The organism is Corynebacterium sp. MSK122 (assembly GCF_030229435.2).
GTDB classification, from domain to species: domain Bacteria; phylum Actinomycetota; class Actinomycetes; order Mycobacteriales; family Mycobacteriaceae; genus Corynebacterium; species Corynebacterium marquesiae.
Genome location: NZ_JASPHV020000012.1, coordinates 1 through 12,186 on the forward strand (window position 1 = coordinate 1; position 12,186 = coordinate 12,186).

Annotated in this window: 11 protein-coding genes and 1 pseudogene; 11 read left to right on the top strand and 1 reads right to left on the bottom strand. The window is 59.0% G+C overall.

The window, feature by feature from the left end; genetic code table 11:
• Together QP934_RS06500 and QP934_RS06505 are read left to right on the top strand one after the other, a co-directional pair.
• Positions 1-120: pseudogene (locus tag QP934_RS06500) on the top strand (IS30 family transposase); the annotation flags it as partial.
• Between the two features lie 121 nt (positions 121-241).
• Positions 242-1,909, top strand: coding sequence for a formate--tetrahydrofolate ligase (locus QP934_RS06505; RefSeq protein ID WP_419127116.1), 1,668 nt, complete (start codon positions 242-244; stop codon positions 1,907-1,909).
• A 12-nt stretch (positions 1,910-1,921) separates the two neighbouring features.
• On the opposite strand, the gene QP934_RS06510 is transcribed toward QP934_RS06505, so the two are convergent.
• Positions 1,922-2,752, bottom strand: coding sequence for a RecB family exonuclease (locus QP934_RS06510; RefSeq protein ID WP_419127117.1), 831 nt, complete (start codon positions 2,750-2,752; stop codon positions 1,922-1,924).
• 46 nt (positions 2,753-2,798) lie between these two features.
• Between QP934_RS06510 and QP934_RS06515 the strand changes: the two genes are divergently transcribed.
• The 9 genes from QP934_RS06515 (at position 2,799) to tatA (ending at position 12,094) form a co-directional block, all read left to right on the top strand.
• Positions 2,799-4,052, top strand: coding sequence for a M18 family aminopeptidase (locus tag QP934_RS06515; RefSeq protein ID WP_419127118.1), 1,254 nt, complete (start codon positions 2,799-2,801; stop codon positions 4,050-4,052).
• Positions 4,053-4,080: 28 nt separating this feature from the next.
• On the top strand, positions 4,081-4,917 hold the full coding sequence (locus QP934_RS06520) for a tRNA (adenine-N1)-methyltransferase (RefSeq protein WP_419127119.1): 837 nt from the start codon (positions 4,081-4,083) through the stop codon (positions 4,915-4,917).
• 85 nt (positions 4,918-5,002) lie between these two features.
• Complete coding sequence (arc, locus tag QP934_RS06525; protein ID WP_419127120.1) at positions 5,003-6,568, top strand: proteasome ATPase; 1,566 nt, start codon at positions 5,003-5,005, stop codon at positions 6,566-6,568.
• Complete coding sequence (gene dop / locus QP934_RS06530; RefSeq protein WP_419127121.1) at positions 6,565-8,097, top strand: depupylase/deamidase Dop; 1,533 nt, start codon at positions 6,565-6,567, stop codon at positions 8,095-8,097. Before arc ends, dop begins: the two co-directional genes overlap by 4 nt.
• A gap of 44 nt (positions 8,098-8,141) precedes the next feature.
• Positions 8,142-8,333, top strand: a complete 192-nt coding sequence (locus tag QP934_RS06535; RefSeq protein ID WP_419127122.1) for a ubiquitin-like protein Pup — start codon at positions 8,142-8,144, stop codon at positions 8,331-8,333.
• Positions 8,334-8,371: 38 nt separating this feature from the next.
• A complete protein-coding gene (gene pafA / locus QP934_RS06540) occupies positions 8,372-9,751 on the top strand; it encodes a Pup--protein ligase (RefSeq protein WP_419127153.1) in 1,380 nt (459 codons plus the stop codon).
• Between the two features lie 36 nt (positions 9,752-9,787).
• Positions 9,788-10,774, top strand: a complete 987-nt coding sequence (locus QP934_RS06545) for a helix-turn-helix transcriptional regulator (RefSeq protein ID WP_419127123.1) — start codon at positions 9,788-9,790, stop codon at positions 10,772-10,774.
• 2 nt (positions 10,775-10,776) lie between these two features.
• The gene (locus QP934_RS06550; protein ID WP_419127124.1) at positions 10,777-11,733 is read left to right on the top strand and encodes a helix-turn-helix transcriptional regulator; all 957 of its coding nucleotides are present in this window, start codon (positions 10,777-10,779) and stop codon (positions 11,731-11,733) included.
• A gap of 97 nt (positions 11,734-11,830) precedes the next feature.
• A complete protein-coding gene (gene tatA, locus QP934_RS06555; RefSeq protein ID WP_005324774.1) occupies positions 11,831-12,094 on the top strand; it encodes a Sec-independent protein translocase subunit TatA in 264 nt (87 codons plus the stop codon).
• Positions 12,095-12,186: the final 92 nt, after the last annotated feature.

Genomic DNA, 12,186 nt, shown 5'->3' on the forward strand with positions numbered 1-12,186 from the left:
CCCGAACATGTCGCGTGGGTGCAAAATGAGCTCAACGAAACACCCCGACAAATCCTCGGCGGCGCAACCCCACGTGAAATACTTAACGAACTATTCAAGCGTGGCGCATCCACCGCTTGATTCCGCCGGGCGCCCCTAAAGGGGCGCCTTTTTGATTGCTGCATCAGTGGGCTTGTTAATCCATTTCACTTTCTTGTCTAAATGAGCACTATTTAACTCCGCCGCTCGGTAGGCTTAGGTCATGACTACTCAGCCATCCGATGTTGAAATTGCCCAAGCCCACCAATTGCAGCCGATTGCAGAGGTCGCAGCCAAGGCGGGCATTCCTGCCGACGCCGTAATTCCTTTTGGCAATACCAAAGCCAAAGTCGATTTCACCAAGGTGGACTATTCCAAGGAAAACCAGGGCAAGCTGGTGCTTGTCACCGGTGTATCGCCCACACCTGCCGGCGAGGGAAAATCCACCGTGCTCATCGGCCTTACCGACGCCCTTGATCAGTTGGGCAAGAAGGCCATCGTTGCCCTGCGGGAGCCCTCCCAGGGACCAGTGATGGGTATTAAGGGCGGCGCGGCTGGCGGCGGCTATGCACAGATTGTCCCCATGGAAGACATCAATCTTCACTTCACCGGCGATTTTCATGCCATTACCTCTGCAACCAACACCCTGGCCGCCATCATTGATAACCACATCCATCAAGGCAACGCCTTGGGCATCGACCCGCGGCGCGTGACATGGCAGCGGTGCATGGACGTCAATGACCGTGCCCTGCGAAACGTGGTGACCGGTCTAGGCGGGCCAGCTCATGGTGTGCCTGCAGAAACCGGCTTCACCATTACCGCGGCCTCCGAAATCATGGCTATCTTGTGCTTGGCCACGAACCTCGAGGACCTAAAGAAGCGCCTCGGCGATATCACCATCGGCTTCACCTATGATCAGCGCCCTGTTACTGCGCGTGATTTGAATGCGGAAGGTGCGCTCGCGGCGCTCATGCGTGATGCCCTCAACCCCAACCTTGTACAGACCCTTGGCGGCGTGCCGGCCTTGGTGCACGGTGGTCCTTTCGCCAATATCGCGCACGGCTGCAACTCCCTACTGGCAACCCACACCGCACTGCAATTCGGCGATATCGTCTTAAGCGAGGCTGGGTTCGGTTCCGACCTAGGCGGAGAAAAGTTCGTAGACATCAAGGCGCGCTTTGGCGACCTAGATGTTGCTGGCGCCGTGGTCGTTGCCACCATCCGCTCGCAGAAATACAACGGCGGTGTGGCGAAGGATAAACTCACCGAGGAAAACCTGGATGCCCTCAAGGCGGGCATAGTCAACCTAGAGCGACACGTAGAAAACCTGCGCAAGTTCGGGATCAAGCCGGTAGTAGCGCTCAACCTCTTTTGGTCCGATACCGAAGCAGAACGCGAGTTCATGCGGCAGTGGGCCGAAGGCTTCGGAGTGGCCTTGGAGGAAGCCAATGTGTGGTCCGAGGGCGGCGAGGGCGCTACCAAGCTGGCAGAGACCTTGCTGGAGAACCTGCAGGGCGGAGCCAAGCAGCTCTACGATCCGCAGGAGGGAATCGAGGCCTCTATCGAAACCATCGCGCGCGAGATCTATCGCGCAGACCGTGTGGAATACGGGGCAAAGGCGCTCAAGGATCTGAAGTATATACAGGACAATGGCTGGGACAAGCTGCCGGTGGTCATCTCTAAGACGCAGTATTCCTTCAGCGATGATGCCTCTGCTCTGGGGGCGCCGGAAGGCCATACGCTGCATGTGCGCGAATTGCTGCCGCGCACCGGTTCGGGGTTTGTCGTCGTGCTCACGGGCAACGTCATGACGATGCCGGGGCTGCCGAAGAAGCCTGCGGCCAATAATATCGATGTCGATAAGCAGGGCACCATTTCGGGCCTTTTCTAGGCAGGTGGGGCGCTAGTCCTTTGTATCTGCCGCGGAACCCGGCCAGCCCGGGTACTGCGGCGGAGTGCCGCCAAACTCCGGGCAGAGATCCTGGTGGGCGCACCAGCCGCAGAGCTTGGATGGCTTCGGACGGAAGTTCCCGGCGCGCCCGTCGGCCTCAATCTTTGCCCACAGCTCGCCGAGATCGCGCTCGAAGTATTCGAGCTCCTCACGGTTTGGGCTAAGAAACATCGAGTCCAAGACCTTGAGGTACATTAGGCGCAACTGGTGGGGAATGGTGCCTAGAATGCGCCAGTAGACTAGCGCATAAAAGCGCATCTGGAACTGTGCATCGTGGGAATAGCGGGGAAGTGGCTTCTTGCCGGTTTTATAATCCACGACTCGGATCTCGCCGGTTGGGGCGCGGTCCACGCGGTCGATGAAGCCACGGACGGGGACGCCATTGGGAAGGACCGTATTGACGTACATCTCTGTTTCTTGGCAATCAAAACCTTGTGGATTTTCCATCTGGAAATAGCCTTTGAGCAGTTCCCTGGCAGCGACGAAGAAGTCGTAGGTGTCTGCTTCTGGCACGAGCTCTAAAAGTTCCTCGTCTTTGGCGGTCATCTCTGCCCAGGAAGGTTTAATCATCTTTACCGCGGCAGGATAGGTCCGCTCGTCGCGCGGTAGCTTGTGCATCTCTTCCAGCACGGCGTGCACGAGGGTTCCTTTGACCTGCGCGATGGTCTTGGGCTCGGGCAACTTGTCAATGGCGCGGAAGCGATAGAGCAGCGGGCACTGCTTATAGTCGGAGGCGCGCGAGGGCGACAGGGCGAGTGGGCGGGGTGTAGATGAAGTAGCCATGGTGTATCTAGCCTATCGCCGCGCGATTCGTGGCAAGCTAGGAGGTATGAGTTATACCGCAGATTTCCTAGATTTCATTGCTGCTTCTCCTTCTTCGTACCACGCTGCCGATGAGGTATCCCGCCAGTTGTGCGAGGCGGGATTTGAGGTACAGGATGAGGGAACGCAGTGGTCCGCTGCACCTGGCGGCCACGTTATGGTGCGCGGCGGCGCGGTAGCGGCGTGGTACGTGCCAGAGGGCGCGGATAAGAATTCTGCTTTCCGCATCGTGGGGTCGCATACGGACTCGCCAGGCTTGGTTCTTAAACCCACGCCGGACTTTTCCGCGGCCGGCTGGCAACAGGTGGCAGTAGAGATCTATGGCGGGGCGCTACTGCATACCTGGTTTGACCGAGAGCTGACCGTAGCCGGGCAGATCATTAGCAAGGATGGCACGCGGCACCTAGTCAATACTGGCCCAGTGCTGCGCCTGCCGTCGCTTGCCATTCACCTCTACCGCAAGGATGAGTTTAAGCCGGACCGCCAGCACAACATGCAGCCAATTTTGAGCGTCGGTGACCCAGAGGCGTCCATCGTGCAGGTAGTGGGGGAGAAGGTGGGCGTCGCCAAGCAGGATATTGCTTCCTTTAACCTGATTACGGCCGATGCCGCTCGCGGCGAAGTCTTTGGCGCCGGCAAGCAGTTCATTGCGGCTGGCCGCATGGATAACCTGTCGTCTGTATACGCCTCGCTAGCGGCGATGAAGAAGGCCGCCCAAGGCTATCAGGGCAAGGATGTCTTGGTCATGATGGCCTTTGACCACGAGGAAGTGGGCTCCAGCTCGCGCTACGGTGCGGGCGGTCCCATCCTAGCGGATGTACTCACCCGCACAGCGCGGGCGCTGGGTGCCAACGAGGAGGAACGCTTCCAGATGTTTTCCCGCTCGAGCTGTGTCTCGGCCGATGCCGCGCATTCGGTGCACCCGAACTACGTGGGCAAGCACGATCCCACGCACCATCCGATCATCGGCAAGGGTCCAGTGACCAAGATCAATGGCAATCAGCGCTATGCCTCCGATGCCACCACGGTGGCGTTATGGGAAGCAGCATGCGAGAAGGCAGGTGTGCCGGTGCAGCGGTTTGTGGGCAATAATGATGTGCCCTGTGGCTCGACCATTGGTCCCATTACAGCGACGCGTTTGGGCATCGATACCGTCGATGTGGGCGTGCCCATGCTGTCTATGCACTCGGCGCGTGAAATGGTAGGCGAGCGGGACCAAGTATGGCTCGCGCAGGCACTTGAGGCATACTTGGTGGGATAGTAACCGCAACCTCGAGGAGTCTTGAGACATGGCTTATTCCGGCCCCTTTGCCTACGGCGACCGCGTGCAGCTTACCGACGCCAAGCGGCGCCATTACACGGTCATTCTGGAAGAAAGAGGCCAGTTCCACTCCCACAAGGGCATCATTAACCATGATGACATCGTGGGCATGGACGAAGGCTCAGTTATCGAGTCCACCCTTGGCTCCTCCTTCCTCCTTTTCCGCCACCTGATGGTGGACCACGTGCTGTCGATGCCGCGTGGTGCTGCGGTGATCTATCCCAAGGATGCGGCGCAGATTTTGGTAGAGGGCGATATCTTCATGGGCGCGCGCGTGCTCGAGGCCGGCGCCGGTTCGGGTGCATTGTCTATGTCCCTGCTGCGCGCCGTGGGTCCAGAAGGTCATGTGTATTCCTATGAGGTGCGCGATGACCACCTTGAGTATGCGGTCGATAACGTCAAGGAATATTTTGGTGAGCAGCCCGAGTGGTGGTCGCCGCGACTCGGCGATTTAGGAGACGTCACCGCCGAGGACTTGGGTGGGCCGGTAGACCGCGTAATCCTCGATATGCTCGAGCCCTGGGAGCACCTGGAGACCGTGCGCGATCTCCTCATCCCCGGTGGTGTGTTCATGACCTACGTAGCAACGGTGCCGCAGTTGATGAAGGTCATGGAAGGAATCCGCGAGCTCAAGTGCTTTACCGAGCCTAAGGCGTGGGAATCGCTGGTGCGCGAATGGAAGGTCGAAGGCCTGGCTACGCGCCCGGAGCACCGTATGAATGCGCATACCGCCTTCCTTATCTGGACCCGGCGCTTGGCCGATGGCGTCACTCCGCCCCGCCCGCAACGCCGTGCCCGCAAGTAAAGCTGGAAATCGGCTCACCTCAGCACCTAGAATTTAAAGCGCAAGTCCCCTCTTTCGCCGACTGGGTCGCGTTAGAGTAGTGGGCATGGATGAAGCCACGGACTATAAGCGGCAGATCAGCCAGCTTGCTGCCCGCAATCAGAAGTTGGCGGGCTTATTAAAAGAATCGCGTGGGAAGCTGGAACAGCTTTTTGCGGAGCTTAACGCGCTGGCTGAGCCGGCATCGACCTACGGCGTTTTCTTAGGCTATTCGCCTACCCACAGCGAGGTGGGAACCACCGCGGAGGTCTACACCAACGGCCGCGTGATGCAGCTTAAAGTCTCGCCCAATGTGGAACCAGGCAGCCTAGTGGCCGGCCAGCAGGTTCGCTTGGGCGATGGCTTCGTGGTGGTGGAAGGGTGCCCACCCGAGCGCACCGGCGAGCTCGCCACCGTGGTCGAGCGCCTAGGAGATAGACGCCTCATCGTGGCAAATTCCTCTGGCGAGGAAAAAGTAGTGCTGCTATCGCAGACACTGCGCGAGGAAACCCGCGTGGCAGCAGGAGAAATCGTGCTGGTTGATCCCAAAGCTGCCGTCGCGCTGGAAAAGGTGGCAAAGACGGAAGTCTCCCAGCTCTCCCTTGAGGAGGTCCCTGATGTGCGCTACGAGGACATCGGGGGGCTCGATGAGCAGATTTCCCAGATCCGCGATTCCGTAGAACTGCCGTTTATCCATCCGGACCTCTACCACCAATACGAGCTACAGCCGCCTAAGGGTGTCCTCCTCTATGGCCCTCCGGGGTGCGGTAAGACGCTCATTGCCAAGGCCGTGGCCCATTCTTTAGCGCAGCAGTTGGGCAGTGATGGGTCGAGCTACTTCCTCAATATCAAGGGCCCAGAGTTACTCAATAAGTATGTAGGAGAGACGGAACGCCGCATTCGCCTCATCTTCGAGCGCGCTCGTGAATTAGCCCAGCTGAGCTCTGATAAGCCGGTGGTCATCTTTTTTGATGAGATGGAATCAATCTTCCGCACCCGTGGCTCAGGCGTATCTTCGGATATGGAAACCACGGTGGTGCCGCAGCTACTCACAGAACTCGACGGAGTAGAAAGCCTATCCAATGTGATAGTCATCGGCGCGACCAACCGTGAGGAGCTCATCGATCCCGCCATCATGCGTCCCGGCCGGCTGGATATCAAGATCCGGGTCAACCGGCCGAATAAAGAGGGCGCCCGCGAGATATTTGCCCGCCACTTTGCACAATCCGTGCCACACCAGGGCACGCTAGAGGAACTCATCGGCGCCGCGGTGGATGAGCTCTATGCCGATCGCCCCTTTGTGCAGCTGCACTTTTCCAGCGGCGAGCGCGAAATTTTGCACTACCGGGACTTTGTCTCCGGCGCGATGATTGCCAATATCCTCTCCCGCGCCAAAAAGCTGGCTATTAAGGACGAACTGGAACAGCGTGCGGGCAGTGAGAAGGGGATAGGCGGGCGCCGTGGGGGCATCGCCAAGCAGCATCTGCTCCAGGCCATCGCGGCCGAGCGGGCCGAATCCGAGTACGTGCCCACCTCTACCAACCCGGAGGAGTGGACCAAGATCATCTCCCAAGACCATGCTGGAGCCCGCGTAGAACGGGTGGAGCTACTGACTGCAAGGAGGAGCGCATGAGTCGCGTAGTAGGCACCGAGACCGAGTACGGCATTGCCACCCCGGAGCTGCCGGAATATTCGCCCATCATTTCGTCCACGCACGCGGTGGTAGCGTATGCCGCGCTGCACACTGGGGCGCGCTCGCGGTGGGACTTTGCAGAGGAGCACCCGCTGCGCGATTCTCGCGGATTCGATCTCAAGCGCTACCACACCGTGCCCGTGGTGGATCCCAACGCCATCGGTGTGGCCAATGTGGTCACGGCCAATGGCGCGCGCTTCTATGTGGACCACGCCCACCCAGAATATTCCGCGCCGGAATGCACTAATGCTTGGGACGCCACGCTTTACGACGCCGCAGGTGACGCCACGCTCCTGCAAGCCGCCGCGTCCGTAGCGGGGCTGAGCGCGCAAGGAAAGTCCGTCCTTGCTAACCATGACCCGTGCCCTGCCTTGCGCTTCTACAAAAACAACGTGGACGGCAAGGGCGCGTCTTATGGCTCGCACGAGAACTATCAGTACTCCCGTGCCACGGACTTTGACACTATGGCGCAGGCCCTTATCCCGTTTTTCGTGGCCCGCCAGGTAGTCATCGGCGCCGGGCGCATGGGGATCGGCGAGTTTGGCGAGGAGCCGGGATTCCAGATCTCCCAGCGTGCTGACTATATTGAGCAGGAAATTTCGCTGGAGACCACCCTCAATCGCGGTATCATCAATACCCGCGACGAGCCGCATGCGGTGCACGCGGACTATGGGCGCCTCCACGTCATCATCGGAGACGCGAATATGTCGCAGACCTCCACGCTACTCAAACTGGGCATGACCTCGCTGGTGCTCGATGCGATTGAGCACGGTGTGGACTTTAGCGATCTCCGCTTGCAGGATGCCGTGGCGGAGGTCCCCCGCGTCAGCCGCGATCTCTCCCTTCAACATCGCCTCGAGCTTGCCGACGCCCGCCAGCTCACCGCCCTAGAAATCCTCGCCGAATACCGCGCTCGCGTCACCCCACGCACCGACGCAGACCACAAGGTGCTCGCGGTCTGGGACGAGGCAGTCGCGCTTCTTGCGGAAGATCCGATGCAGGCCGCACACCTTTTGGATTGGGTGGCGAAATATCGCTTGATCAAGGGCTACCTCGACCGTGGTATCGATCCGGCAGACCCGAAGCTGCGCCTGATTGACCTGCAATACGCGGAGATTGATCCTGCCAAATCGCTACACCACGCGCTGGTGCGTAAAGGCCAGATGCGGCAGCTCTTTAGCGCTGCAGAAGTTGAAAACGCCGCTACCATTCCGCCAGAGGACACCCGCGCGTATTTCCGCGGCCGAGTGACGCAGAAATTCGGCGAGGACATCATTGCTGCGAGCTGGCAAAGCCTTACGGTGCGGGTTGGCGAGGCAACCGCGGCACCTTGGGCCACGGTTCCGATGGATGAGACCACCGGTCTGACCCGCGCCCAGTGCGAGGAGATCATCGACACCGCACGTACGGTGGAGGATCTCCTCCAGGGACTCACTGACAGCGGGATTCAGCCCGAGTACCGTAACTAATAGTCAGACATCGAGGCAGAAGCGAAGGAAAGGACGTTCATATCATGTCAACCCACCAGTCGCAGGTCACCGGCGGTAACGACGGCGATGACTCCACCGGCGATGAGGAATTTACCTCCACGCAGCTAAGCATTAATACCACCGGTACCGATGAATTGCTCGATGAGATCGATGGCCTGCTAGAAAACAACGCCGAGGAATTCGTGCGATCTTATGTCCAAAAGGGCGGGCAGTAAGGGTGAGTGACCAGCGCCCCGTCTTTGCCCGTCGCATCATGGGCATCGAGACGGAATATGGCTTAACCACCAGCGCGGGCCCAGGAGAACGCGCCTTGAGCCCCGATGAAGTGGCGCGCGTGCTTTTCCGGCCCATCGTCAAGGAGCATTCCTCGTCCAATATCTTTTCTACCAATGCCAGCCGCCTGTACCTCGATGTCGGCTCTCACCCCGAGGTAGCCACCGCCGAGTGTGATAGCTTAAGCCAGCTTCTGGCCTATGAATGCGCCGGCGATGCGATAGTCAACCGGCTGGGCGAAAGAGCGGAGCAAACCTTTGCTGCCGAGGGACACCCGCGCGCGGTGTACCTGTTTAAAAACAATGTGGATTCAGCCGGCAATTCTTTTGGCTGCCACGAAAACTACCTCATCAGCCGCCACATGGTGCTCAAGGATTTGGGGCTGGCGCTCCTTCCGTTCCTTATTACCCGCCAGCTCATCTGCGGTGCCGGCATGATCCAGCCCGCTAAGGGCGATAAGCCTGCCCAATTCCTGCTCTCACAACGCGCAGACCAGGTCTGGGAAGGCGTGTCTTCTGCCACCACCCGCTCGCGTCCCATCATCAATACCCGGGATGAACCGCACGGCGATTCCAAGCGTTTCCGCCGCATGCACGTCATCGTGGGGGACTCCTCCATGGCCGAGCCCACTATGGCGCTAAAAGTTGGCTCCACGCTGCTCATGTTGGAGATGCTGGAGGCTGGATTTGAGTTGCCGGAGTTCGACATCGACAAGCCAATTCACCATATCCGCGCCATCGCACGTGATATGACGGGCTCGACCGAACTGCCGCTCACAGGAGGGGGATCCGTCACCGCACTCGAGGTCCAGCAGCAACTATGCCAGCGCGCGAGCCAGTGGTTGGACAAGCGGGAAGACGCCGGCACTCCCACGGCAGAAATGCGGCGCGTGGTGGATCTTTGGCAGCGCATGCTGCACGCCATTGAGACTCAAGACTTCTCCGGCGTGGATCGAGAAATCGACTGGGTCATTAAATTGGGACTGCTCGAGCGCTACCGCGCACGGCTGGGCGGTCACTGGGGCCACCCCAAGCTCGCCCAGATTGATATGACCTATCACGATATCCGTCCGAGCCGCGGGCTCTACCATGTCTTGCTGCGCAAGGGACTTATTGACCGGTGGATTTCGGACGCCGACATCGAACTTGCCATCGACACAGCACCACCGACCACCCGCGCCGCGCTGCGTGGGCAGTTCCTTGCCGCTGCCCGTAGCCTTGGGGCCAACGTCACCGTTGACTGGACGCGCCTTAAGGTCAACCGCCCAGAGCCGCGCACCGAGGAGCTACTTAACCCCTTCGTGGCCGACGATGATCGGGTCGAGGCGTTGCTAGACTATATGCGTCTACACCACAGCTAGAAGCACACGAGCCGCACCAGGGAGACAACACACCACGTGGCAGCACACAACCCCGCGCCGAAACGGCATGATGAAGCGGTAGAAAGACTCACCAACCTCTCTTTCGCGCTACAGGGCGCCGCCAATTCCGGCGGCAGCCCGGATCGCACCGCCGCCTGGATTCGCAGTCATGTGGCAGGATACGGCGATAAGTCAGACGAAGCCTTCGCCAAATCGCTGGCACGAGATATCGCAACCCTCCAGCGCGCCGGGGTGCCCATTGTTCATTCCGGTAGCGAAGACGGGGCGCGCTATCGCCTCGACGCGAGTAGCTACCAGCTGCCGCCGGTAGAATTTTCCCCTGAGGAGGCCATGGTTTTAGGCATTGCAGGGGGAGTGGGTACCACCGGAGGCCTGAGCGATTTCTCCTTGTCCGGTTGGACCAAAATTGCCGCCAGCGGCGCATCGCGCAACCTCGCAGGCGCACCGGTATATACGGCGGTCAATGACATCACGCGACTTGCCCCGGAAATCATTACCTCGGTTCTCGCTGCGGTGCGCAATCAGGTACGCATCACGTTTTCCTACCGTGCCAATCCTGCTACTGAGCCGGTACGCCGTGTAATGGACCCTTGGGGAGTGGTCAACCGGGACAGCCGCATCTACCTCGTAGGATTCGATGTGGACCGCAACGAACCGCGCGTCTTTCGCGGCCTCCGCGTCTCTGACATCAAACGCTCGCACGATCCCGCGGAGCACCCCAATCCAACTGAAGACCTGCAGGTGTTGGTAGAGCGTGCATTGCAACGAGGGGAAAAAGTCGATGCGCGCCTCGTTATCCCTGACGGGCAGGCGCGCGAGCTTTTAGATTCCGGCGAGCAACAAACCGATGGCACGGTGTTGTTGCACAAGGTGGATAAGGATTGGCTCGTGCGGACTGCGGCCGGCTATGCCCCAGAGGTACAGGTGCTCGAACCAGCCGGGATCCGCCAAGAAGTCATCTCCCTTTTGCATAAAGCGTCACAATCGCAGGAGGAAGGCTAGTCATGGCTGACGGATCACTAAAGCTTCAGGCGCTCGTGCGCTCTTTAAACCTGATTCCATACTTCAAAAATCACCCCGACAAGACGCCTATGGAAGCGGCCAAAGACTTAGGCATGGATCCCGGCGAGCTGAAGGAAGCTCTCGATCGCCTCTTTTGCTCCGGCACGGGGCGCAATACCGAAGATCTCATTGATCTCACCTTCAGTTATCGCGATGGGGTAACCATTCACAACGATCAGGGCTTGAGCCAGGCGCTGCGCCTTACCCCGACGGAGGCCGGTGCTTTGCTCCTTACCCTGGAATCTTTGCAGGCGATGCCAGGGCTAATCGACGCCCATGCCGTCGAATCCGCCGCAGCTAAGCTGCGCGGCATCATGGATGAAAAGACAGTCGCCATCTATGAGTCGCTGTCTACTCCAGCCCCTGAAGAGACTGATATCCAGGCGCTTTTGACCCAAGCAATCAATGAGAGAAAGCGGGTACGCCTGCGTTACTGGAGCGCTTCCTCAAATGCTGAATCCGAGAGGGTGGTGGATCCAGCCCGCATCTTCATCGTTGATTCCGAGCCCTACTTGGCCGCTTGGGAGGAAGCAAAGCAAGCGCATCGCACCTTCCGCATCGACCGCATTAGAAACGCTCGCCTCACGGAGGAGAAGGCTCAGCCACACCTGAAGGAACTCGACTTTGATGCCTCTTCACCCTTTAATTTGGGAGATGGGGACACCGTGCAACTAGCAATTAACCAAGAATTCACGTGGCTGGCTGAGTATTACGATATGCGCTTGGGTGAAGACTTAGGAAATGGGGAAGTAGCTGCGACGATGCCAATGGGATCAGTGGATTGGCTTATTCGCTTTGCTTTGGGTCAAGCTGATAGGTTGCGGGTAGTGGCTCCTCAATCCGTGGTAAACCTCATTGCGGAGCGAGGAAACACCGCATTGAGCGGCTATACTCTGTAGCCAGTTACTTGCCCGTTTACTGCGCCTGCTCGCTGGCAAATAAGCCGGCGGTGATGCTTCCCGGCATGCTGGTGCACTAGTTGAAAGAGGTTTCTCCATGAGCCTAGGACCTATGGAAATTGGCCTAATCGTTCTTGCCATCGTCTTGCTATTCGGTGCAAAGAAGTTGCCGGAATTGGCACGCTCTATTGGCCGTTCCGCGCGCATCTTCAAGTCTGAGGTCAATGAGATGCATTCCGAGGATGCCCAGCGTTCTCAGTCTCAAGCGCAGCTGAACCAGAAGCAGCAGTCCGATGAGGAATTCTGGAACCGACCAGACATGCAGCCGGGCCAGCAGAACAACACCAATACTCAGCAGTAAACGCCCCTAACCTGTCGTCGCGCGAACACCCCTGCAGCGCGCGGATATGCACCCGCAATCTGTGCAGTAGGGAAGTGTTCGCTTCTTTGCGT